Genomic DNA, 23,092 nt, shown 5'->3' on the forward strand with positions numbered 1-23,092 from the left:
CGGAGCCGCGGGGAAGACGCTCTCGGAGTCGCCGGGAGAACTGCTCAGAGCCGCGGCGAGACCTTCCACTGGCTGTCGATGCGCCAGCCCTCCTCGCCCTCGACGAGTTTCGCGTCCACGGCTTCCCAGCCGAAATCGCGGTCACCGTCCGCACCGCGGAGCCGCGCGCCGACGCGGTACCAGCCCGGTTCGGACGGCTCGACGGCCAGTTCGTCGTGGTCGCCGTCGCAGGGGGTGGTCCACTCGACCGGTCCCGCGCCGGGAAGCTCCTCGTCGGTGGCGTCCGGGCCGCCGAGGTAGCCGACGCCGCACCCGACCACGCGGGCGTCGTAGTCCCGGACCCGGTGGCCGTGGCGGTCGTGCCACGCGGCGTAGCTCCCGCCGCGCCACTTGCGTCGGCCGTTCCGCCCGCGAGTGGGACTCTCGCCGCTCCCGCGCTTGCCGGGGCTGGGCTTGCGGCCGCCACTGCTTCCGCTCTTGGACCCGCCACTGCTACCGCCGCTCCCGGACTTCCCGCTCTTGGACCCGCCGCCGCTTCCGGACTTCGACCCGCCGCTTCCGCCCCATCCGCTACCACCGCTCCCGCTTCCGCTACCGCCGCTCCCGCTGCCACTGCCACCGCTCCGTCCGCCGCGGCCGCTGCCTCCTCTGCCGGGACGCCCGGCCGCGACGCCGACCGGGAGGAGTGCGGCCAGCGAGTCGCCGATGCTCCCGAGCGAGGAGGCCGCGGTGTCGGAACCGGTCGTCCGGTTCGCCGTCGCGGTCTCGTTCGTCGTCGCAGTCGCGGTCCCGCTCGTCGTCCCGGTGGCCGTCGCGTTCGCGGTCGTCGCGGTCCGAGTGGCGTTCGCGCTCGCGGTGGTCGTCGCGCCCTGCTCGGTCAGCGACTCCACTACCGGGTTCGACTCGAAGGCGACGCGGAGTTCCGCCTCACTCGCCTCGACGGCCGCGAAGACGGCCGACTCCCGAGGAGGCGCGGTCAGGTCCGCGGGCGTCTCGGTCTCGTCGGTTTCGTCCGTCTCGTCGCGCTCCTCGGGCGTCGTCTCGACGGCATCGGCTTCCACGTCGTCGGTTCGGTCGGTCGGTCGCTCTGTTTCCCGTCGTCGCGTCTGCTGGTCGTCGCTCGAACTCGACAGACACCCGGCGAGACCGACGGTCGCGCCGAGCGTCGCCGCGCTCGTGTGGAGGACTTGGCGGCGTTGCACGAGACGGAGCGTCGAATCGAAGGGGTAAATGTTTGTTGGGAATCGCCCGCGGGCGGAACGACTACGAGTATCGAAGACGGCGAGGAAACCGGTTTCGAGGCCCGGCGGAGTGAGGAGGTCTCATACCTCTTCACGGAGAGATCATCGTCCTCCGAACCGCCCACATCTATATAGTCATTTTAGACTAAAAAGCTTGGTGAAGTAGTGATAGCTTGTGTCTACGTCCCGTGCTGCCAGCTATCCATGTACTCGGCCTGCTCGTCGGTCAGGTCGTCGTACTCGACGCCTTCCGCGTCCAGCTTGATTTCGGCGATTTCGCGGTCCAGTTCGTCGGGCACCTCGTGGACGCCAGCGTCGTACTCCTCGCCGCTCTCGACCAGTTCGCGGACGACGGCGGCCTGCACGCCGAAGCTCTGGTCCATGACCTCGACGGGGTGGCCCAGCGCGATGGGCGACGCGAGGTTGACGAGTCGGCCTTCCGCGAGGACGTTCAGACGGCGGCCGTCTTCCATCTCGTACTCCCGAACGCCGTCGCGGGCCTCGCGCTCGCTCACGGCGAGGTCCGAGAGTTGGTCGAGGTTGACCTCCACGTCGAAGTGGCCCGCGTTCGCCAGCAGGACGCCGTCCTGCATCTTCTCGAAGTGGTCTTCGGTGACGACGTTCTTGTTCCCGGTCGTGGTGAGGAACACGTCACCGACCTCGGCGGCCTCGGCCATCGGCATCACGTCGTAGCCCTCCATGTGCGCCTCCAGCGCGCGGCGGGGTTCGACCTCGGTCACGATGACGTTCGCGTTCTGGCCCGAGGCCTTCTTGGCGACGCCGCGGCCGCAGTCGCCGTAGCCCGCGACGACGACGTTCTTGCCCGCCCACGAGAGGTTCGTGGTCATGGCGATGTTCGCCAGCGAGGACTCGCCGGTGCCGTGGACGTTGTCGAACAGGCGCTTCATCGGCGTGTCGTTCACCGCGAAGACGGGGTAGTCGAGCGCGCCGTCCTCGTCCATCGCGCGCAGTCGGTGGACGCCCGTGGTGGTCTCCTCGGCCCCGCCGACGATGGAGTCGATGAGTTCCGGATAGTCCTCGTGGATGGCCGCCACGAGGTCCATGCCGTCGTCCACGGTGATGGTCGGTTCGTGGGAGATGACCGCCTCGATGGCCGCGTAGTACTCGTCGTCGTCCACCTCGCGCTTGGCGTAGGAGGTGATGTTCGGGTGTTCGTCCAAGGCGGCGCTCACGTCGTCGTGTGTCGAGAGGGGGTTACAGCCGGTGATAGCGACCTCCGCGCCGCCCTCGGCGAGGGTTTCGACCAGCACGGCGGTCTTGGCCTCGACGTGCATCGCCATGCCGATGCGCTGGCCCGCGAACGGTTGGTTTGCCTCGAAGTCCGCCTGCATCGCGGTCAGAATCGGCATGTGTTCGCGCGCCCAGTCCATCTTGCGGTGGCCCTCGGTGCGAGCGGCGTCTACGTCCTCGACCTGCTCGCTTATCGTCGGATACTCTGCCATACCCGAGCAATGGGCCACCGCGCCCAAAACGGTACCGAAGGCCACCGCGACGACCGAGCGGCCGGATTTGGGCGTCCGTCGGTCGTCGGGCGGAATCGGTTCGTCGTCGGTCGGAGTTCGTTCGTCGTCGGTCGAAGTCGGTTCGTCGTCGTCGGGGTCGGTTCGACCTCGCGCCCGGAATCGACTCCTCGTCGCGTTCGGTCCGGTTCCGTTCCCGTCGCTCTCCTACTGATACCGTTCGAGGAGGGCGACCACGACGCGAACGACCACCAGCGGCAGGGCGAACGTCGCGCCGATGGCGGCGACCCACGCGACCAGCAGGACCGGGAGCGTAAGCGACACGAGGTCCGCCGCGGTGGCGAACGCCGCGCCCGTGGCCACCGCCGCGACGACGAACGCCAACAGGGTAGCGGCGGGGAACGTGAACCGGGTCAGTCCCGCGGCGATGCGACCGCGTCGAGCGCGGGTCGAAGGCGTGACCCGCCGGAGTTTCGCGTTCAGTTTCATCGGTCTTTCCTCACGTGTAGATTGGAGTGCCGACCCCTAAAGTGTAATCTGAATAATATTTTTGTAGTCGGCGTTACCGGAATCGAGTTCTGTAAAAATGCTGTCGTTTGGCGCTCGCCGCGCCCGGCGCTACTCTCGGGGGTCCCGGTCCGGGCCGGGGTACTCGCCGCCCTCGACGGCCTCGTAGAGCGATGCGGGGTCGAACAGCGCGGCGAACCCCTCGGGCGTCTTGACGCTGGTGTTCAGCCGCGAGCCGAAGGTCGCGCTCGCCTCGGCGCTCCGGAGGTCGTCGTCGTAGCTCAGAATGTGGGCGGCCTGCCCCCGGTAGGCGCTCGCCAGCGCCGGGTGGTCGCTCGGCGGGTGTTCGACTTCGACGCGCAACTCCTCGATTCGCTCGCGCCACGCCGCCGCGAGGTCGGCGTCCCCGAGCGACCGAATCACGGCTTCGGCGTCGTCGAGGAGGTCGTCGCTGGCGACCAACTCGACCCACGAGTGGCTCCGAATCGCGTCCATCGCCTCGCGGGCAGCCCCGCCGACGAGAAGGTCGGCGGCCAGCACGTCGGCGTCCGCGACGATTCGAGCCGGGTTCGTCTCAGGCATCCGCGTCCTCCTCGTCGGCCGCCCGGCGGTCGGCCAGCGTCTCGCGTATCGTCGTCGCGTCGGTCCGGTACTCCTCGGCGCGCTCGAAGAGGTCGCCCCAGTGCATGCTCGGAGATGGGAGTCGCGCGGTGAAAAGTCTGCTCGACTCCTTCGAGTTGGCTGTCGTGAACTGTGAACTGTGAACTGTTGGGTCTGGAAATAGCTCTCACCGAGGGTGACGAGAAGACGGTTGTAGAAAGCCCCCGCGCGCTCGCGGTCGCTCAGCAGGATATTCCGGGCGCGCAGTTCTGCGCGCCCGGAATAGTGGCCGTGCTGAGACGACTACACTGAACGCGAGCGCGCGGCCCCTTTCAGTCCACCCAAACTGTAGTTCGTGTCACCGAGCGCATCCTCGTGGCTCGTGTTACTGAATCCGAGGAGTCCCGCCCTCACGATTCGTCGTCGTGGGCGTAGGTCATCCGGACGAGTTCCTCCGTGCCGCCCTCCGGCACCTCGAACTCGGGGCCGAACGACTCGAAGCCGACCGACTCGTAGAACGGGACCAACCCCTCCCGACAGAGGAGCGAGAGGCCCGGCACCGACTGCAAGTCGGGGTGGTCGGTGAGCGCGTCCATCACCGCCTCGCCAAGTCCCTCGCCCCGGCGGTCGGCGGCGACCACTACGTCGAAGACGTTCGCGTAGTAGCGGTAGTCCGTCAGGACGCGCGCCGCGGCGACCAGTCGCTCGCCGTCCCACGCGCCCACGGCGACTTCCGTCTCGACGAGCACCCCGCGGACCTCCTCGACCTCGCGGTCTTCCCACCACTCGTACTCGGCGTAGAGCGCGGTCAGTTCCGGGGCCTCCTCGGGCGTCAGGTCGCGCACGTCGGTCATCGCGTCGAACCTGTCGGTCGGCGAGTAAATCGCTACCGGTCGTTTGCGAAACTGTCCCAAAGAAATCCGCGAGGACGACTTACGCGCCGAAAGCGTTCGTCTCGATGGTGTCGGTGTAACTCATCGAGTCCAACTCGACGGTGAACTCGGTCCCGGCGTACTCCACCACGACGTAGTACGACACCGACAGGTCGGTCCGCTCGCCCCGGTTCAGGTGGCTGACCCACCACGCGGGAATCCGGTCGTTGTCGAGGTGGCCCGTCGTCTCGATGCGCCGGGTCGCCTTCCCCGGAATCGTCGTGCCGACCCGCGTCTCGTCGTCGGCCAGCACCACGTCGTTGGCCCGCACTTCGTAGCCGAACGACTTCACCGTCAGCGGGCGACTCCGCTCGTTGGTCACGTCCCCGGAGATATCCATCGGGGTCCGGTCCATCGTCGCGTCGCCCCACGTCGAGTTCATGTCGTGGAGTCTGGCGACCGTCCGCCCGCGGACCGAGACCGGCTGGTCGGTCTCCGAGAAGCCCGCGAGCATGTCGGTCTCGAACGTCCGGTTCTCGCCGGGGAGCGGCACCGGAAGCGCGGCGAACCCGAGGTCCGCGCTCGCACCGCCCGCGGTCGTGAGTCGGGTCTCCTCGCCGTTCTCGACGTGGCTTATCCACCACCGCTTGATGGTGCGGTCGCTCACTTCGCCCGAGAATTCGAGTTCGTTCTCCCCCGGCCCGAGAGTCGTCTGCGTGCCGTCCTCGACCAGCGTCACGTCGTTGAGCGCGACGCGGTAGGTCGCGTCGAGACCGACCTCGCCGAGCGCCGAGTCCGCGGCGTTCGGGTTCTCCACGACGACGCGCGTCGAGAACTCGGTTCCCGAATAGGTCGCCGACCAGTCGCGCTCGACCGACCCGACCCGCGGCGGTTCGAAGCCGAACTCGCCCGCGGAATCGACGGTGCGGGTCGTCGCCTGCCCGCCCGCCAAGATGTCGGTCTCGAAGACCACCCGCTGGCTCAGGAACGGGAGCGGGACGCGCTCGGTGCCCGAGTCGGTCTCGGCGACCGCGAACACCGAGACGTTCAGCCGCGTCGTCTCGTCGTTCCGGAGGTGGCTGACCCACCACTCGTCCAGTTTTCGGTTGTCGAGCGCCGCGTCGATTTGCACCGTTCCGATCGAGTTCGGCGCGATTTCGACCGACTCGCTCGTCGTCCCGTCCGCGACCGTCACGTCGTTCATCGAGACCTCGTAGCCGATTTTCGAGAACTCGACGGGCGCGCCGTTGGGGTTGCGGACCGTCCCGCTGAACCGCAGAGGAGTCTCGTTGTGAGTCGCCTCGCCCCACGAGGCGCTGGTCTCCTCGACCGCGAGGAGGGTCCGACCGTTCACCTCGACCGACTGGCCCGACTCCTGCTCGAACGACGAGAGCATGTCGGTCTCGAAGGTCCGGTTCTGCGCGGGCAGGGCCCGCGAGAGGAGCGCCGCCTTCACCGACGGTTCGACCGAGAGCGTGGTCTCCTCGCCGTTGTTGATGTGGCTGGCCCACCACGCCGGAATCTTCTCGTTGTCGATGTGGGTCCGGAGAGTCACCTCGTTGCGGCCGGGCGACAGCGAGACGCCGCCCGTCTTCCCCGAGGCCATCCGCACGTCGTTCATCGACACGTCGTAGGAGACGCCGACGACGCCGGGGACGCCGACGCCGTTCGGGTTGTCCACGACGACCGTCGTGTCGATGCCGGTCCGCTCCGCCGATATCTCGCCCCACTCGTTGTCTATCGACTCGACGGTCGGCGACTGGAGGCTGACGACGCCCGTCGAGAGGGCCGCGCCGACTCCCGCGGCCGAGACCACCAGACCGACCGCGAGGACCGCCGCGACCTTCCCGAGCGTGCCGCTCACGATGCTCACCGCACCACCCCGCTTCGCTGTTCGCGTGCCATGCGAAGGGGTTTCAAATGCTTCCGTAAGTAGTTTTCTCGCACTCTCGCGGCAGAAAGATTAGCCGTCCGACAGTAGAGCGGTTACTCGTCGGACATCAGGGCAGTCATTCGTCCGACAGCACGGTCACGCGGTCGCGGGGGAGCGCGACCGCGACCGTCTCGTCCGCCGTCGCCCCATCGGTTCCGAACCCGCCGTCGGCCGACGCTCCGGCCGCGTAGGCGTCGAGTCGCTGGCCCGCCACGTCGAGCGCGATTCGGTCCCGGCCGTCCTCGCGGACGACCCGCTCGACGGGGGCCGCGAAGTCGGACTCCTCGGGGTCGAGTTCGACGTGTTCGGGCCGGACCGCGAGGTGAGTCGCGTCGCCCGCCTGCACTTCGCCCTCGCCCTCACCGCCGAACTCCAACCGCTCGCCGCCGGGAACCGCGAGGTCGCCCGCGTCGAGTTCGAGACAGTTCGCGCCCGTGAACCGCGCGACGAAGGGCGAGGAGGGCCGCTCGAATATCTCCTCGCTACTCCCGGTCTGGACGATGGCCCCGTCGCGGATGACCGCCACGCGGTCGGCGATGGCCCGCGCGGTGGTCCGGTTGTGCGTGACGTACATCGCCGTCTCGTCGGCCAGCGCGTCCGCGAGGACCTCCCGGAGCGTCTGGCGGGTCGGCACGTCGAGCGCCGAGAGCGGTTCGTCCAGCAGGAAGGCGTCGGGCCGGACCGCCAGCGCGCGGGCCAGCGCGACCCGCTGGGACTCCCCGCCCGAGAGCGTCGGCGGGTAGCGGTCGGCGAGGTCGGCCACCCCGAACTCCGCCAACAACTCGTCGGGGTCGCGGGTGTCGTGGTACTTCCCGCCGAAGGCGACGTTCTCCCGGACCGACATGTGGGGGAACAGCGCGTAGTCCTGAAAGACGAATCCGAGGCCGCGCTCCTCGGGCGGTTCGTCGGTCAACTCGCGGCCCGACAGCGCGACCCGGCCCTCGTGGTCGTGGAACCCCGCGACGGTCTCCAGCAGGAGGCTCTTGCCCGACCCGCTCGGCCCGAGGACGACCAGCGTCTCGCCGTCGGCGACCGAGAGGTCGGCCGCGACGCGGAACCGGTCGGCACCCTCGGCGGTGAACGTCGCAGACACGTCGATTTCCAACATCAGGGCCACCCTCCGTTGGCTGGTCGCTTCATGGCCACCCTCCGTCGTCGTACGCCACCGTCCGCACGAGCAGGAAGATGAGCGCCGAGAGCGCGAGCAGGAGGACCGCCACCGCGCCCGACTGTTCGAGACCCGACGAGAGATAGGTGTTGTAGATGAAGACGGGCGCGTGCTGGGCGCTCGCGGTCTCGCCCTCGGGCAGGTAGAAGAAGTCCACGCTGTAGGCGACGATGGCGACCGCGCCGAACTCCGAGACCGCCCGCGCCCACGCCAGCACTCCTCCGGTCAGGACGCCGCGCCACGCCAGCGGGGCGGTGACGCGCCGGAACGTCTCGAAGCGGTTCGCGCCGAGGGTCCGGGCGGCCCACTCGACGCGGGTCGGCACCGACTCGAACGCCTCGCGGGCCGCGTTCACGGCGAACGGCGCGGAGACGAACGTCATCGCCAGCACCATCCCGAGCATCGTCTGGAGGACGGTGAATGTGAACGTGAACTCGATGACGGGAATCGTGAACTGCACGCCGCCGAACGCGCCGCCCTTCCCGAAGCCGAACAGGATTGCGAGACCGGCGACGCTGTGGGGGACCACCAGCGGGAGGTCTACCAGACTCTCGACCAGTTCCTGTCCGGGAAAGCCGCGAGCGAGGACGAGCGCGAGCGGAACCCCGAGCGCGACGCTGGCGACCGCGGCGAGGAGGGGCGCGTACACCGAGAGGTACAGCGCCTGCTGGACGCCGGGGTCGGCGGCCATCTCCGCGACCGTGGCGGGGTTCTGGCGCGCGACCATCATCAACAGCGGGAGTCCGAGCGCGACCAGCAGGACGGTGCCGAGCGTCGCCGCGAGGACGCCGAAGGTGCCTCGGTCGCGGGCGACCGCGAGTCCCGCCGCCGAGAGGACCGCGAACCCGGCGTACGCGCCGGGGTAGCCGACCGCCAAGGCGGCCGCGAACGCGACGAGTTGGACCGAGACGACCGCCAGAATCGCGGTTCCGGTGCCGACGCGGCCGCGAAGTCCGGCGGCCGAGGAGGTCGCTCCTCGGGACGTGTGGGCCTCGCTCCCCGTCTCCGTGTCTGTACTCACGGGTCTACAGTTCGAGCGGCCCCACTGAAGTCTTTGCTTCCGCGTGTCTCGCCACACGGTCGGGCACGTCGCCGTCTTCCGTGACGACCGCCGGTTCCTTGGGAATCAGGCCCTTGCTCTTCAGCGCCTTCCGGCCCGGCTCGGTCGTCATGTACTCGACCCACTGGGCACCCCTGACGGGGGCCTCGGCGACGCTCGGGACGGTGATGCCGTAGGCGATGGGCGCGCCGACGTACGTGTTCCCGCCCGCCTCGACCTCGGCCTTCTCGTAGTGGCTGGCGTACTTTTGGTTCAGTTTCGAGAGGTCCACATGGGGTTGGAGGTCCACGTAGGGGAGTCCCGACTGGGAGGCGATGGAGCGGTAGTAGAGCGCGTAGTCGAGTTTTCCGGACTTGAGTTGGCCCTCCAGTTTGGTCTCGGTCCCGGTCGGGACGGTCATGTTGTCCCGAATCTGCTGGTAGGTCTGCTGGTCGTAGAGTCGCTGGCCGTCCATCTTCTCCTTGCCCAACTGCATCGACATGACCGCCCGATAGCCGCCGGGGTCCACCGCCGGGTCGCTGTGGCCGATAGTCACGTCGTCGCGCGAGAGAACTTCCCACCAGTTGTCCGGGCCGATTTCGTCCGCGCCGGGCGAGTCCTCGCGGTACTGGAGCGACATCGCGTTCGTGGCGAAGACGGCGTACCAACTGCCGTACTCGTCGAGGAGCATGTCCCGGATGAGCCGGAAGTCCGAGACGCCCAGCACGTCGGCGCTCCGGCCTTGGGTCGTGATTTTTTTCGTCGAGGCGACCGACCCCTTGGCCTCCCGCTGGACATCGACGCCGTACTCGTCTTCGAAGCCCTGCTCGGCCGCGCCGAACGGCGGCGCGAGACTGCCCGCGTGGAAGATGGTCATCGAGTCCGACGAGGGCGTCGTGCCCTCCTCGCCGGTCGTCCCGCCGTCGGCCGTGGTCTCCTCGGCGTCCGTCGTGGTCTCGGTCGTCCCCTGTCCGCCCGATTCCCCGCCCGTACAGCCTGCGAGTCCGGCGATTCCGAGCGCACCGGTCGCCTTCAGCAGGTCTCTCCGGGAGCGTTGTTCCCTCATAGACACAACCCCGGTTCTCTCGCCCCGGACATAACGGTTTTGCCCGCTCGCGCTCTGGGTCGGGGCATGGACGCCGGATTCGAGGCCCACCTCCGGGCTGGCGAGGTGGAGTTCGACGCCAGCGACGCCGCCCTCCTGCGGGCGGTGGACGACGAGGAGTCGCTCAACCGAGCGGCCGACGCGCTCGGACGGTCGTACTCCCGCGCTCACAAGCGACTGACCGCGCTCGAAGACGCGCTCGGCCCGCTGGTGGTCCGCCAGCGCGGCGGGTCGGGCGGCGGCGGCTCTCGACTCACCGACGAGGCCCGCGACCTGTTGGCCAGATTCGAGCGGTTGCGCGCGGAGTTCACCGGCACCGCCGAGGTCGAGGAGACCGTCTTCGACGGCGAGGTCGTCGCCCGCGACGGCGAATTGGCCACCGTCGAGACCCCGGCGGGGCGCGTCCGCGCGCTCGCGCCGCCAGTCGAGTCCGAGGTCGAGGAGTCCCCGGACGCCGACCCCGAGACCGTGCAGGTCGCTGTCCGGGCCGACGCGGTGACGCTCCACGCGCCCGACGACGCCCCGGCCGCGGCGGCCACCAGCGCGCGGAATCGCTTCTCGGGGACGGTCGCCGCCATCGACGCCGGGGAGGAGGTCGCGCGACTCCTCGTGGACGTGGACGCCGACGCGACCCTCGCGGCGCTGGTCACGATGTCCAGCGTCGAGAAGTTGGGCTTGGACGAGGAGTCGGCCGTGGTCGCGTCGTTCAAAGCGACCGCGACGCGGGCGAGTCCACGGGAGTAACTGAAACAGGAATACAGTTCTCACAGACATCTGAACCAACGCTAAAGAACCCTAAACAATTCCGTGGCGCGTCGAAACTGCGCTACGACCGGAACGCAGTCACGAGGGACGCATCCGAGTCGAATGTCAGGAGAGAGCGTCGGCGAAACCGCACGTCACGAAATCGGTCGCCGAAAGCGAAGCGCCGAGGAGGTGGTCGGAGATGAACCGCCGATAGGGTCGTCAGCGGCGGTGAGCCGTCAGCGATGGTCCGGTCGGATTACTTTCCGTTCCCCTTGCCGTTGTTCCCCTTCTCGCCCTTCTTCGAGTCGTCGTCTTCCTCCTCGTTCTCCTCAGAGTCGTCTTCCTCGTCGGAGTTCTCGTCGTCGTGCTTGTCGTTTCCGGCGTGTTCGGGCGGTCCGCCCGAGTTGTCGTCGTCGGTGCTGTTCTCGGTGTCGTCTTCGCCGTGGGGACCGGCGTGGTCGGGTTTGCCTTTGTCGCCGGACTTCCCTGCGTCGTCGGGCTTGCCCTTCTCACCGGACTTGCCCGCGTCGTCGGGCTTTCCGGCGTGGTCGGGGCGCTTCTCGTCGGCGTTACCGGGGTTGTTCTCGGTCACGAACTCCGAGACGACCTGTCCGATGGGGCCGCCGTCGTCGCCCGCGTCCAGCATCTCGTTGACGAACGACGAGACGAGGTCGCCGAACGACTGCTCGTCGTCCTCGTCGTCGCCCTCGCTCGCGGTAAGCGTGGCCGTCGCGGTACCGGTCGCGTTACCCTTCTCGGCGGTGACCTCGACGGTCACGTTCTCGTCCGGTGCGGGCAGGGCCAGCGTGCCGTTCTCGTCGGTGGCGTAGGTGCCAGCGCCCTCGTAGGTCACGTTCTCGTCGGTGACCGCGACCGTGACGGAGGCGTCGGCGACCGCCGAGTCGTCGTGCGTGACCGTCACCGTGGCACCGTCGTCGGTCCGGTCCACGGCGACCGCGAGCGAGCCTTCAAGGAGTTCGTCGTCGGCGTCGGTCGTGAGCGTGGCCGTCGTCGAACCGGTCGCGTTGCCCTCCTCGGCCGTCACCGCGACGGTCACGTTCTCGTCGGGTTCCGGGAGGGCGACCGTCCCGTTCTCGTCGGTCGCGTAGTCGCCTGCTCCCGCGTACGTGACGTTCTCGTCGGCGACGCCGACCGTCACGCTCGCGTTCGCGACTGCCGACCCGTTCGCGGTCACCGTCACGGTCGCGCCGTCGTCGCCGTGCTGTTCGACCGAGAGGGTGAGCGAATCGCTGGTCTCGTTCGCCGCCGCAGTACTCGCCGCTCCCGCGGTCGCAAGGCTCGACAGGACGAGGAGTCCCGCGAGGGCGACCGCGACGGTTCGTTTCGTCGATATCATGCACTCGTCTCTTTGGGAAATGAGAGATTAAACCCCGCCCGTCGTCCATTCTGTTTTCGCAGTTCAACCGAGGCGATAGAAAGCCTCAGAGACGCCAGTAAAGTTTAAAAATCGTTCTTATCGTTCAACGGAATCGTTCAAGGTCACGTTTCCCGAGCGGAGTCGGCCGAATACGCTCGGAATTCCGGTAGCTCCAGCGTCGAGTCGTTACTCCGCGCGCTCGACGGCCGCCGCGGCGCGCTCTTCGGCGCGTTCCTGTACGTCGTCGGCGTCCATCGTCAGGACTTCGCGGTCGCGCATCAGGACCGCGCCGTCACAGAGCGTGTGGCGCACGTCCGACCCGCGGGCCGCGTAGACCAGATGGCTCACGAGGTCGTGGTGGGGCGTCAGGTGCGGGGCGTCCAAGTCCACGACCGCGAGGTCGGCGTTCGCGCCCTCCTCGACGCGGCCGCTGTCGAACCCGAGCGCCGACGCGCTCCCCTCGGTCGCCATCCGGACGACGCTCTCGGCGGGAACCGCGCTGGCGTCGTTGGCGGCCAACTTGCCGACCATCGCGGCGTCGCGCATCTCGTCGAACAGGTCCAAGTCGTTGTTCGAGGCCGCGCCGTCGGTGCCGAGGCCGACCGTCACGCCCGCGTCGAGCAACTGCTGGACCGGAGCCATCCCGCTGGCGAGTTTCATGTTCGACGCCGGGCAGTGGACGACGCTCGTGCCCGTCTCGGCGAGCAGGTCGATTTCCGCCCCGTCGAGGTGGACGCCGTGGGCCACGAAGTCCGAGGGGCCGGTCATGTCCAACTCGCGGGCGTATTCGAGGGGGCGCTCGCCCGACTCATCGACTATCGGGTCCACCTCGTCTTCGGTCTCGTTGGCGTGGTAGTGGAGCGGAATTCCCTCCTCGCGGGCCTGCGAGACGTACTCGCGGAGGTACTCCTCGCCGACGGTCGTCAGACTGTGGGGCATGAGCGCCGTCTCCACGCGCCCGGCCGCCGCGCCGTCGAACTGCTTGGCGACTTCGAGGCTCTGCTCGCAGTCGTCGCGTGCGCCCTCCTCGTCCTTGCCGACCGTGACGATGCCGTAGCCCAACCGGGCGCGGAGTCCGGCGTCCTCTACCGCGTCCACGACTTCCTCCTCGTGGAAGTACATATCCGCGAACGCCGTGGTTCCGGAGCGAATCATCTCCAGCAGACCGAGGTCGGTCCCGGCGCGCACGTCCTCGGGGGTCAGTTCGGCCTCGACCGGCCAGATGTCCTCCTGCAACCACGCGTCGAGTTCCTTGTCGTCGGCGTAGCCCCGCAGGAGCGTCATCGCGGCGTGGGTGTGGGCGTTGACCAGCCCCGGCATCACGAGACCGTCCTCCGCGGAAAGCGTCTCGTCGCCCTCCGGAACCTCGTCGGGGTCGCCGACCGCAGTAATCGTTCCGGACTCGGAGTCTACCAGTACGTCGGCGCGCTCGACGGTCGCGTCGGGGCGCAGAACCCGCCCGCCCGCGATTCGGAGTGTCGTCATGCCAGCGTCTTCTCCCGCCCGGCGTGTCAATCCATCGGGTTCGGCCACGGTTCGACTCGAAATCGGTACTCGTCGCTCGCCGAGGAGTTCGCGTCCGAACCCCGAACAGCTAAATCCAAGCGCCCGAATGGCTCGAACGATGCTCGACTCCGCGGCGCTCTGGGCGGTCGTCGCCCTCCTCGTCCCGTTCCTGAAGGTGCCGTACTTCCAAGTGGCGAACCGCGCGCTCGGCGCGGTCAGCGAGGCGCTCGGCGACCCGCGGAGCTACGTGATGTACAAGTACACCGTGTTCGTTTCGGGACTCGCAATCGCGTACCTGCTGGCGGTTCGGCCCGAAATCGCGGTCCCGCGCTCTCCCGTCCTCGCCGCGGCGTTCGTCGCCGGACTCGGCCTCTACGCGCTCGACAACGCGCTCTGGCGGGCCATCGCGGACCCCGACCCCGGCGGCACGAAGTTCGCGCTCGTCTGGCCGACGCTGGTCGGCGGGGCCGCCGAGGAGGTCCTCTATCGGGGCGCGCTCGCGGTCGCAATCGGGACCGAGGGGCCGGCGGGCGTCGCGTTCGTCGCCGTCTCGGCGCTCGGGTTCGGCGCGAACCACCTCTCGTTCGGCAAACACGAGGTCGCGTTCAAGACCTTCGACGGCGTCGTCTACGCGGGGTGTCTGCTGGCCACCGGGTCGCTCGTCGCGCCCGTGTTGGCCCACGTCGGCTACAACGTCGCGTTCGTCTGCTGGACGAGCGAGGTCCGCGACCGCGTCGCAGGAGTTTCCGGATAGCCTCTCACGGGAACGGGTGGGGCTTGCGCGCGACCTCCTCGCCGTCGAAGGCGGGATGCTCGGTCGGGACGAGCGCGGGCGGGGTGAGCGGGACCAGTTCGGGCACGACCACCTTCGTCACGCGGAGTCCCGCCGCGGCCACGTCGCGAGTCGTCACGTCCACGGCAATCGGCGTCACGTCGGCGGCGTCGAGCGCGTCGAGGAGGGCGTCGAACTCGTCGGATTGCGTGGCATCGGTGCGTTTCGATTCGAGCGACGCCTCGTCGCCGTCGAGGAAGAACGAGACCTCCTCGAACTGCTCGGTCTGCGAGTAGTAGTAGAGCGCGTCGTCGAACGTGTCGAGTCGCCCGGCGTCGAGGTCCCGACCGCGGTAGCGCGCGGCGAGTTCCTTCGCGTAGGCCCGGACCTGCGCGCCCTCCACGAGCGCGTCGGCGAGCGCGTCCGCGGGGTCGGGGGCCGCACTCGCACAGATTGCGAACTTCGGGGTGCGGTCCCGCGAGTCCACGACGGCGCACCCGACTGTCGGAATCTCGACGGCCCCGTCGAGCGCCAGCAGTTCGAAAGTGGCGAAGTCGGTGTCGAACTCCTCGGCCTTCTCGGCGGCGATGTCGGGGAACGCCGAGAGGTCCACGCGGTCTGGCGTCTCCTGTCGGAGCCACGTCCGCATGAAGGCGTCGCGTTCGACCACCTCACAGATGGACCCGACGAGCGCGTCCGCCAGCGACTCCCCGCAGGCCGCGCCGTTGGTGGTCGTCGGGAGCGCGGGCGTCCGGTCGGCGAGTCCGAGGTAGACCAGTTGGGCGGGGACGAACGTCTCGTCGCCGGTCAGGAGGTTCGTACCCCGAGTCCATCGGAGGTCCGTCTCGGCGGTTATCGGGTCGGCACCCATCGCCGCGAGGAGGCGGTCCCCGTAGAGGTCGAGCGCATCGAGCGCGACGACTTCCCGGCCCTCCTCGCGGAGTTCGCGGTGGGTCGCCTCGGTCGTCTCGCCGGGCCAACAGAGGCAGTAGCGTTCGACCACCTCGCCGACCGCGGAGGCGAAACTCTCGGCGCGGGTCCGGCCCTTGCCCGCGGCTTGGAGCGCCACATCGGCGTCGGCGTCCACGAGCGCGTCGATGCCCGACTCGCGCGGTTGGCTCAACACCACGTCGGACGTGCCGCGACTCCGGCGGTTGACCGACAACTCGGGCACGAGACCGGTCCGCTTGCCCGCGAGTCGTTGCATAGCTCCGGGGAGCGGGCCGGACTCGTCTTCGAGTCTCATCGGTCGGGGGTCTCCTCTCGTCGCTTCTGGCTGGCCTCTCGTCGCTCGTCGCCGCCTTCCCGTCGCGCGTCGCTCTCTCGCTCGGCGAGCAACTGCTCGACGGTGACGTATCGCTGTGGCGCGTCGCGGTCCCGCCCGCAGACCTCGCACCGCGGGCGTTTCAGGACCTCGTTGGACTCGACGCCGAAGTCGAAGAAGTCGAAGTGGAGGACGCTTCCGGCGGTGAATCCGGCGTTGCCGACCAGCAGGTGCGCGGCGTCGAGGGTGAGGTAGCCCGCGACGATTTGGGCGAGCGGTGCCAGCCCCATCCCCGAGGAGTTCGCGGGGAACTCGTCGGCGTAGGCGTCGGTCCGGAACTCGACGTTCGCCAGCATGCGCTCGCGGAAACACGAGTAACAGGCGGTCTCACCCGGCACGACGGTCGGCCCGACCAGTCCGTCGAGACCGTGAATCTGACCGACCAGCCACCGCGTCCCGGCGTCGTGGGCCTGCCGGTTCACGGCCCCGAGGAGACCCGGCCGCGGTCGGTCGAGCGCGCAGACGAGCAAGTCGGCCGACGCGACGACTTCCGAGAGCAGGTCGCGCTCGTCGGGCGCGACGGTCGCGGGGTCCACGCCCATCCCGCGCAGGTTCTCGGCCACGAGGTCGGCCGTGGTCCCGCCGCCGACGACCGCCACGTCCCGCTGGCGTGCCGCGGCGAGGTCCTCGTCGGAGAGCGACGCGCGTACCCTCCCGTAGCGGTCCAACTCGTCCGATGTCCGGCTCTCGGTCGCGCTCTCGTGTGCCTCCTCGTTCCCCTTTTGGCCCGACGCGAGGACGCCCTTCTCGGCGAGCGCCGAGAGTATCGAGACGACCTGCGTTCGCGTCTCGCCCTCGAAGTCGGCGAGGATATCGCGGACCGGCGTCTCGCCGTCGAGTGCGCGGACGAGTCGGCGCACCTCGCCGTCGCCGTCGTCGTCGGCGATGGTGTAGACCGGCCCGCTCCACGGGCCGACGCGGAACTGCACCTCGTCGGGCGACACTTCGACGGGCGTGAACGAGGAGTGAACTGTCGGCTTCGGAACGTCGCGTTCGAGTCGTTCGATGGGATTCATGGCTGGTCGGAGTCTCGGAGTCGCGTTTCGTTCGGCGTCTGATGCGGTTTGCTGAACGTGGGGAGGCATCCGAAAAGTAGCTTCCGTTCCGAGTACTCGGTGCGGGAAAAACGGACGTTGCACGTCGCGCCAGTCGCCGCGGGGCCGACTCGCGAATTCGGTCGGCGCGACGGAAGTCGGTCGAAACGGGGTCGCCGGTTACAGGAACCGCTGGAGCGAGTCGAACGACGCCACGAGGCAGTTGGGGAGGTACGGACCACCGGGATACGGCGAGGTACCGCCGCCGCCACCGCAACCCGCGTTCATCTCCTCGGTCGTCTCGTCCGATGTGGTATCGTGTTCCATTGTAACTAACACCACGAACACGTAGCTTCGGCTTTGATTTAAATTTTACTGATAGAAAACGGAATTATCGCGGTCGGGTGCGCCGCTTCAGAAGAATTTGGCGAATAGGTTGTACTCCGGGGGAATGCAAGCGTCGGGGTAGTAGGGGTTGCCGCCGCCACAGCCAGCGTTCATCTCCTCGGTCGTCTCGTCCGATGTGGTATCGTGTTCCATTGTAACTAACACCACAAGCACGTAGCTACGGCTTTGACTTAAATTTTACTGATGCAAAACGAAATTATCGCGGTCGAGTGCGCCGTCTCAGAAGAATTTGGCGAACAAGTCGTAGTACTGCGGCGGAATGCAGGCGTCGGGGTAGTATGGGGCACCGCCACAGCCAGCGTTCATTTCTTCGGTGGTCTCGTCTGACGTGGTATCATGTTCCATTGTAACTAACACCAATGGCAACATACCCCCCAAATATATTTAAATTTAATCGTTTAGGTCTGTTCGGGAAAACTGCGACAGTCAGACGACTGCGTTCAGAAGTCGGGCACGATAGCCGACAGGGACTGACACTCGTAGCCCCAGATGGGGTAGTCCGTGCCGGAACAGCCGCCGTTCATCTCCTCGGTCGTTTCGTCGGTTTCGGTAGTGAGTTCCATGGTAATGGCCTCCATACTCACGAACGAGCTTTTCTTACTTATATTTTCTGTAGTAGATTATGTAGGTTTATCAAGTAGTCTTCTCGGGATTCGAGGGAAAAAAGCTATCTACCGGGGTCTCCAACGACGAGCGCGTACGTCGCCGCCTCGTTGACGCCATCCACGTCGAGCGCGTCGTTGAGCGCGTCGTCGTAGAACCCCCCGACGCCGACGCACCCGAGACCGAACGCCGAACACGCCAGATAGACGTTCTGCGCGACGTGGCCCGCCTCCAAGAGGGTGTACCGGTAGCCGCGGGGACCGTACTTCGCCTTCGAGCGCCAGAACGCGCCGGTCAGCGCGACCACGGCCCCGGCGTTCGCCACGTCTATCGCGTCGCCAGCGAACGCCTCGCGGAGTTCGTCGGCGACGGACTCGCCGGTTCGGAGGACTCTGAGCGCGTGGGCGCTGGGGTGGTAGTAGTAGAGTCCGGCATCGAGGTCCTCGCCGTCGAGGAGACCGACGTAGGTCTCGACGGGGAACATCGCGCCCGCCGAGGGGTGGGTCCGGAACTCCTTGCCCGACTCCGGGTCCTGTCGGGTGACGCCGCAGGCCGACCACAGGAGCTTCGACAGGGTAGCCTGCGAGACGGCTTCGCCCGAGAACGACCGGACGCTCTCGCGCCGAGCGAGGAGTTCGCCGAACTCACGGTCGGTCGAGAGGTCGGGGTCGGGCAGGTCGATTCGCTCGCGCTCGGCGTAGTCGGGCGCGATGCGAGCGTGGGCCTCGGTGGCCGGGCCGTCGCTGAAGACCGACGACGACCGGTTCAGTTTCTCGCGAGCGGTCGGGGTGAGCCGGGAGTTCTCGTGGAACCGTTCGGCAACGTCGCCGTCCTCGAACTCCTTGCGGCGGAACTCCTCGAAGAACGTCTCGCGGTCGAACGGTCGCTCCGCGGGCGCGTGCTTGCCCACCATCGCCTCCCGGAGGTCGTCGAGTCTCACCGCGACCGCCCTCCTGCCGGGCGTGTGTCGGCGCATCCACGGCCTGACGAGTCGGTGTGCATCTCGCTCGATGGTCGAACCCGAGGCTCAAAGATTTTTCTACCGGGTCACGTCCGTACTGGAAAAAGGTCAGTCGGGCGTTAGCGCCACGGGACGAGGAAGTCTACGGAGCAGACGTAGCCGCCGGGGTGGCCGGTGGACGAACAGCCGCCGTTCATCTCCTCGGTCGTCTCGTCGGAGTCGTTGACGTTGAGTTCCATCGTGAACCATCGAGAACATTGTTACCGACTGCCATATAATTTTTGGTGCGTAGAGAGTTGTTAAATTATCTCGGGGTCGAGTTCGTGTTGCGTCGAACTGCACGCCGTCGAGTTCCGGCCCCTCCGACCGAACACGGTCGCGCCGTCAGCAGTCGAGGAGGTCCCGCAGGTCGGTCTCGATGCGGTCCATCACGGCGGACTCGGTGCCGTCGGGCAGGTCCAGATGGTGGAAGTCGTTCATGATGCGGACCATCGCCAGCGCCTCGTAGAGCGGTTCGGGGGGAGCGACCGCCTCCGCGAGGTCTGGGTCTGTCGCTCGGTAGCCGGACAGCATCTCCTCGCGGACGAAATTACGGCGATCCGATACTTCGGGCAGACCGGCGAGAAAGGCCCCGCTGTAGAGGTAGACCGCGAACTCGAAGTCGAAGGCGGCCGGGACCGCGAGCGTGTACCCCCAGTCGACCATCGCAGTGATGTCGCCCGTCTCGGGGTCAAGCAGGAGGTTGTGGAGTCCGTGGTCGTTGCGCCCCAACACGGCGTCGAACGGGCCGTCCAAGGCGTCGATTCGCGACTCGACCCACCGCTCCAGTTCGGGCGTCAGGTCCGCGAACCGCGAGTCGGCGTGGCGGTCGAGTTCGCGGGAAGCGTACTCGCGCAGGTAGGTCGGCCACTCGTCGCGGGGGTCGCCGACGGTCAGGGTCGCCGGGTCGCCGCCGGGCGGTTCGTCGGTCAGTTCGGGACCGTCGTGGCGGACGTGCCCGAAGCGTTCGACCGCTGGCACCGCGTGGAGTTGCGCCACGTACTCGCCGGTCTCGCGCGCGAGTCGGCCGAGGGCGTCGTCGTCGAGTCGAGCCACCCGTTCGTAGGCGACCTCCTCGCCGGGGAGTGCGCGCATGAGGTAGTACGGCGTCGGCCGCTCGTCGTGGTCGTCGGTGACGCCGAGGACTTCGGGAACCGGAATCGACGTGTTCTCGCGGAGGACCGCCTGCAGTCTGGCCTCGGTGGGAAGCCCCCACGTTTGGCCGTCGGGCGAGGCCTTCAGGTAGAGTTCGCGGGACTCCTCGTCGTCGGCGACCGAGAGGCGGTAGACCGAACAGAACCCTCGCTCGGCCGGGGCCGCCTCCCGGAGTTCCCACTCCGGTTCGACCGACCGGACCACTTCTCGGAGCGTCGCGTCCGGAATCTCGCGCGCCTCGGGAATCTCGTCCATACCCCGGCTACCGCTCCGTCCGTGAGAATCGTTTCGGTAGTGTGGTTCGAGGTGGCACAGGCTACTCCGAAGAGGACCGACCCGGACGACGGAGATGACGAAAGGTAGTTCCCCCAAGAGCGCCAACACCGCCAGTATGAGAATCGCCGTCCCGAACAAGGGCCGACTCCACGACCCGGCGATGGAACTGTTAGAGAGCGCCGGACTCCACGCGGTAGACGGTGCCGACCGCAAACTGTACGCCGACACGGTGGACCCCGACGTGACCCTGCTGTTCGCTCGCGCCGCGGACATCCCCGAGTACGTCAGCGACGGCGCGGCCGACGTGGGCATCACGGGGTTGGACCAAGTTCGGGAGGCCGACCCCGGCAACGTCGAGGAGATGCTGGACCTCGAATTCGGCCGATGCCGACTCGTCCTCGCGGCCCCCGAAGACGGCGACATCCAGTCGGTCGCGGACGTGGCGGGCAAGACCGTCGCCACCGAGTTCCCCCACGTCGCCGAGCAGTACTTCGCGGAACAGGACGTAGAGACCGACATCGTGGAGGTCAGCGGCGCGACCGAACTCACTCCGCACGTCGAGATGGCCGACGCCATCATCGACATCACCTCGACCGGGACGACGCTGAAGGTCAACAGCCTCGCGGTCGTGGACGAGGTGCTGTCGAGTTCGGTCTACCTGTTCGCCCGTGACGACGTGGCCGACGACGAGAAAGTCCAGCAGGTCGTGATGGCGCTCCAATCCGTCCTCTCGGCGGACGGCAAGCGCTACCTGATGATGAACGCGCCCGAGGAGCGCCTCGCGGAGGTCCGGGACGTAATTCCCGGACTCGGTGGTCCGACCGTGATGAACGTCGAGAGCAAGGACGGTGGCGAGAAAGACGGCACCGTCGCGGTCCACGCCGTCGTGAACGAGCGCGACGTGTTCGAGACCATCAACGAACTGAAGTCGGTCGGAGCGAGCGGCATTCTGGTGACGGAGATCGAGCGATTGGTCGAGTAATCGGCGACTGGAGAGCGGATTCTCTTTTCAGGTTGGCGCGGTCGAGAGCAGGCGAACGATATTCAGAATCGTGATTCCCGCAATCGCGCTCACGGTGTAGTGGACCAGTGTGACCAGTCCGGCGGTCCGGAGTTGCAGGCGGTAGATGCCCCGAATGGCGAAGAAGTCCGCCGAGGCGCTGACGAGGATGACCACCAGCGGTCCGTAGGCTTGCAACGCGAACGAGATGGCCGCCGGGACCAGACCGACGGCGAACGCGCGGACTATCGGCACGTCTCCGAGGACGTACCGGGCGGCGATGTGGGCCGTGATGCCGTAGAACAGCACCGCCAGCAAGAACGTGCCGACCAGCGCGACGACTGGAACTGCCATAGTTCGACGTTACGGCGACTGTCGTTTGTGCCTGCCGGTTCGAAGCGTCGAAAAGAGCGCCGAACGGGAACTACCGGACCGGGCCGGTGGACCGGAGGTGCCGGACCGAGGAGCGCTCAGATGTCGTCGCAGGTGCAGGAACAGACGTACCGGGTGTCCGTGCAGTCTTTGGTCTCGTAGTTCGGGCCGTAACAGCAGTAGCGCTGTTGCTCGGTGCAGGACGGCGGGTCGCCGGTCTGGCAGATACTGCTACTACAGTACACTCGCTCCCATCCGCAGTCGGCCGAGATGGTGACGCCGTCGCCCACGTCGTGGACGTAGAAGCCGCCGTCGTCGGTCTCGACCTTAGCGTAGGTGTTGTCGAGTTCCGGCTGGCGGTAGAGCGCCACGCGGTGGTCCTCGCTGGCGGTCGTCGCCATCAGGTGCGCCGACACGCCCCGGTCGGCGTGTTCGATGGCCGTGACGCCAGCACCGCTCGCGGCGTCAGTCGGCACGAGGAGGTCCTCCTCGCGGACCTCGCCGAACTCGAACGCCGAGAGCGTCGCGGATTCGAGGACGCCCTCGTCGGCGAGCGTCTGTAGAATCGGGTCGGCATCGTCGCGGAACGCCGCTTTCAGCGACTCGGCGTCGGCGTACCGCCCCACGAGTTCGGTCCTCGTGGGGTCGTCCACGTCGGTCGAAACGTCCGCCGCGAAGTCGTGGAACGGGTCGGTCTCATCGGCGTCGGCGTCGCGTGCGGACGCCGCCGTGGCGGTGCCGAAGAAACTGACGGACATCGCCGCGGTTCCCATGCCTCGAAGCACCGAACGTCGGTCGAATTTCTCGTTTTCGTCGGACATCGCATCGTAATTTATTACGAGTATGAAATAAGTAATTTTTGTACAGTATATCTAGAATAAATAGTCGGTGGCGTGGTCCGTCGCGATACAGACTGGCGAGTCGTCGCGTCGTCGAGAGTCCCGTGCTGGGAAAGAAGGAGTCGCCGAGTGCCGAACGCGGACTTACTCCAGCAGGCCGAGTTCTTCGAGGCGCGAGACGATCTTATCGACCGCCTGCTCCGCGTCTTCGGGTTTCTTGCCGCCGGTGATGACGAGTTTGCCGGAGCCGAACAGGAGCGCGACCACTTCGGGTTCGTCGAGTCGGTAGACGAGACCGGGGAACTGCTCGGGTTCGTACTCGATGTTCTCCAGTCCGAGACCGATAGCGATGGCGTTGAGGTTGAGATTTCGGCCGAGGTCCGCGGACGTGACGATGTTCTGGACGACGATTTCGGGGTCCTCGTTCACGTCGATTTGGAGTTCTCGGAGCTTGTCGAAGACGATTTCGAGGCTTTCGTGTACGTCGGCCGTACTCTTCGCACCAGTACAGACGATTTTGCCAGACCGGAAGATGAGCGCCGCGGACTTGGGGTTCTGGGTCCGGTAGACGAGACCGGGGAACTGCTCCGGGTCGTAGTCGGCCCCCTCGAGGTCCATCGCCACGCTCTGCAGGTCGAGTTCCTGCCCGATACCGGTGGAGGCGACCACGTTTTCAATGTTGATGGTCTCCTTTGGGTCGGTCATGTGCGACTTAAATGTCGTATTTAAGGT

At 67.3% G+C, this 23,092-nt stretch carries 25 protein-coding genes; 3 read left to right on the plus strand and 22 right to left on the minus strand.

The annotated features are described in order from the left end of the window. Window positions 1–44: 44 nt before the first annotated feature. The 9 genes from EPL00_RS23600 to EPL00_RS15355 form a co-directional block, all read right to left on the minus strand. Window positions 45–1,202 (minus strand): hypothetical protein, encoded by a 1,158-nt coding sequence (locus EPL00_RS23600; RefSeq protein WP_202932657.1) that lies wholly within the window; start codon window positions 1,200–1,202, stop codon window positions 45–47. A 218-nt stretch (window positions 1,203–1,420) separates the two neighbouring features. Beyond that, entirely contained in the window at window positions 1,421–2,704 is a 1,284-nt protein-coding gene (locus EPL00_RS15320) for an adenosylhomocysteinase (protein ID WP_135853553.1), read from the minus strand. 225 nt (window positions 2,705–2,929) lie between these two features. After that, window positions 2,930–3,211 (minus strand): hypothetical protein, encoded by a 282-nt coding sequence (locus EPL00_RS15325; protein ID WP_135853552.1) that lies wholly within the window; start codon window positions 3,209–3,211, stop codon window positions 2,930–2,932. 129 nt (window positions 3,212–3,340) lie between these two features. Next, window positions 3,341–3,811, minus strand: coding sequence for a DUF7384 family protein (locus EPL00_RS15330; RefSeq protein ID WP_135853551.1), 471 nt, complete (start codon window positions 3,809–3,811; stop codon window positions 3,341–3,343). Window positions 3,812–4,239: 428 nt separating this feature from the next. Further along, on the minus strand, window positions 4,240–4,683 hold the full coding sequence (locus EPL00_RS15335; protein ID WP_135853550.1) for a GNAT family N-acetyltransferase: 444 nt from the start codon (window positions 4,681–4,683) through the stop codon (window positions 4,240–4,242). A gap of 79 nt (window positions 4,684–4,762) precedes the next feature. Further along, a complete protein-coding gene (locus EPL00_RS15340) occupies window positions 4,763–6,574 on the minus strand; it encodes an LEA type 2 family protein (RefSeq protein WP_135853549.1) in 1,812 nt (603 codons plus the stop codon). Between the two features lie 136 nt (window positions 6,575–6,710). Continuing rightward, complete coding sequence (locus EPL00_RS15345; RefSeq protein ID WP_238398216.1) at window positions 6,711–7,742, minus strand: ABC transporter ATP-binding protein; 1,032 nt, start codon at window positions 7,740–7,742, stop codon at window positions 6,711–6,713. Window positions 7,743–7,770: 28 nt separating this feature from the next. Next, window positions 7,771–8,823, minus strand: a complete 1,053-nt coding sequence (locus EPL00_RS15350) for an ABC transporter permease (RefSeq protein WP_135853548.1) — start codon at window positions 8,821–8,823, stop codon at window positions 7,771–7,773. 4 nt (window positions 8,824–8,827) lie between these two features. Beyond that, complete coding sequence (locus EPL00_RS15355; protein ID WP_135853547.1) at window positions 8,828–9,907, minus strand: substrate-binding domain-containing protein; 1,080 nt, start codon at window positions 9,905–9,907, stop codon at window positions 8,828–8,830. A gap of 66 nt (window positions 9,908–9,973) precedes the next feature. Here EPL00_RS15355 and EPL00_RS15360 point away from each other — a divergent pair, with 66 nt between their 5' ends. Then, window positions 9,974–10,690 (plus strand): TOBE domain-containing protein, encoded by a 717-nt coding sequence (locus EPL00_RS15360; protein ID WP_135853546.1) that lies wholly within the window; start codon window positions 9,974–9,976, stop codon window positions 10,688–10,690. Window positions 10,691–10,949: 259 nt separating this feature from the next. Here EPL00_RS15360 and EPL00_RS15365 read toward each other — a convergent pair whose 3' ends face one another. Together EPL00_RS15365 and EPL00_RS15370 are read right to left on the minus strand one after the other, a co-directional pair. Beyond that, window positions 10,950–12,050 (minus strand): hypothetical protein, encoded by a 1,101-nt coding sequence (locus EPL00_RS15365; protein WP_202932658.1) that lies wholly within the window; start codon window positions 12,048–12,050, stop codon window positions 10,950–10,952. A gap of 207 nt (window positions 12,051–12,257) precedes the next feature. Further along, complete coding sequence (locus EPL00_RS15370) at window positions 12,258–13,556, minus strand: amidohydrolase (RefSeq protein ID WP_135853545.1); 1,299 nt, start codon at window positions 13,554–13,556, stop codon at window positions 12,258–12,260. Between the two features lie 139 nt (window positions 13,557–13,695). Between EPL00_RS15370 and EPL00_RS15375 the strand changes: the two genes are divergently transcribed. Beyond that, on the plus strand, window positions 13,696–14,331 hold the full coding sequence (locus EPL00_RS15375; protein ID WP_162224240.1) for a CPBP family intramembrane glutamic endopeptidase: 636 nt from the start codon (window positions 13,696–13,698) through the stop codon (window positions 14,329–14,331). A 4-nt stretch (window positions 14,332–14,335) separates the two neighbouring features. On the opposite strand, the gene EPL00_RS15380 is transcribed toward EPL00_RS15375, so the two are convergent. The 8 genes from EPL00_RS15380 to EPL00_RS15405 all read right to left on the minus strand — a co-directional run bounded on the left by EPL00_RS15380 (window position 14,336) and on the right by EPL00_RS15405 (window position 20,128). Continuing rightward, window positions 14,336–15,595: a YcaO-like family protein gene (locus EPL00_RS15380; RefSeq protein WP_135853543.1), complete on the minus strand. Its 1,260-nt coding sequence runs from the start codon at window positions 15,593–15,595 to the stop codon at window positions 14,336–14,338. Continuing rightward, window positions 15,592–16,689, minus strand: coding sequence for a TOMM precursor leader peptide-binding protein (locus EPL00_RS15385; protein ID WP_162224241.1), 1,098 nt, complete (start codon window positions 16,687–16,689; stop codon window positions 15,592–15,594). Before EPL00_RS15385 ends, EPL00_RS15380 begins: the two co-directional genes overlap by 4 nt. A 198-nt stretch (window positions 16,690–16,887) precedes the next feature. Then, window positions 16,888–17,034 carry a hypothetical protein gene (locus EPL00_RS15390; RefSeq protein WP_162224242.1) on the minus strand — a complete coding sequence of 49 codons (147 nt, stop codon included), beginning with the start codon at window positions 17,032–17,034 and terminating at the stop codon, window positions 16,888–16,890. A gap of 87 nt (window positions 17,035–17,121) precedes the next feature. Next, window positions 17,122–17,247, minus strand: a complete 126-nt coding sequence (locus EPL00_RS24090; RefSeq protein ID WP_274381003.1) for a hypothetical protein — start codon at window positions 17,245–17,247, stop codon at window positions 17,122–17,124. Window positions 17,248–17,334: 87 nt separating this feature from the next. After that, window positions 17,335–17,460, minus strand: coding sequence for a hypothetical protein (locus EPL00_RS24095; RefSeq protein WP_274381004.1), 126 nt, complete (start codon window positions 17,458–17,460; stop codon window positions 17,335–17,337). 95 nt (window positions 17,461–17,555) lie between these two features. Beyond that, on the minus strand, window positions 17,556–17,693 hold the full coding sequence (locus EPL00_RS15395) for a hypothetical protein (protein WP_162224243.1): 138 nt from the start codon (window positions 17,691–17,693) through the stop codon (window positions 17,556–17,558). An 89-nt stretch (window positions 17,694–17,782) separates the two neighbouring features. After that, the gene (locus EPL00_RS15400; protein WP_135853541.1) at window positions 17,783–18,658 is read right to left on the minus strand and encodes a SagB/ThcOx family dehydrogenase; all 876 of its coding nucleotides are present in this window, start codon (window positions 18,656–18,658) and stop codon (window positions 17,783–17,785) included. A gap of 405 nt (window positions 18,659–19,063) precedes the next feature. Further along, window positions 19,064–20,128 carry a phosphotransferase family protein gene (locus tag EPL00_RS15405; RefSeq protein ID WP_135853540.1) on the minus strand — a complete coding sequence of 355 codons (1,065 nt, stop codon included), beginning with the start codon at window positions 20,126–20,128 and terminating at the stop codon, window positions 19,064–19,066. A gap of 136 nt (window positions 20,129–20,264) precedes the next feature. Between EPL00_RS15405 and hisG the strand changes: the two genes are divergently transcribed. Beyond that, a complete protein-coding gene (gene hisG, locus EPL00_RS15410; protein WP_135853539.1) occupies window positions 20,265–21,131 on the plus strand; it encodes an ATP phosphoribosyltransferase in 867 nt (288 codons plus the stop codon). Between the two features lie 27 nt (window positions 21,132–21,158). On the opposite strand, the gene EPL00_RS15415 is transcribed toward hisG, so the two are convergent. From EPL00_RS15415 to EPL00_RS15425, 3 genes are all read right to left on the minus strand, one after another. Continuing rightward, window positions 21,159–21,503, minus strand: a complete 345-nt coding sequence (locus EPL00_RS15415; RefSeq protein ID WP_135853538.1) for a DUF7473 family protein — start codon at window positions 21,501–21,503, stop codon at window positions 21,159–21,161. Window positions 21,504–21,619: 116 nt separating this feature from the next. Continuing rightward, window positions 21,620–22,342, minus strand: coding sequence for a hypothetical protein (locus tag EPL00_RS15420; protein WP_135853537.1), 723 nt, complete (start codon window positions 22,340–22,342; stop codon window positions 21,620–21,622). Window positions 22,343–22,504: 162 nt separating this feature from the next. Beyond that, window positions 22,505–23,065, minus strand: coding sequence for a TATA-box-binding protein (locus EPL00_RS15425; RefSeq protein ID WP_115797963.1), 561 nt, complete (start codon window positions 23,063–23,065; stop codon window positions 22,505–22,507). Between the last annotated feature and the right edge of the window lie 27 nt (window positions 23,066–23,092).

Origin of the sequence: Halorussus salinus (assembly GCF_004765815.2) — an archaeon.
Classification (GTDB): domain Archaea; phylum Halobacteriota; class Halobacteria; order Halobacteriales; family Haladaptataceae; genus Halorussus; species Halorussus salinus.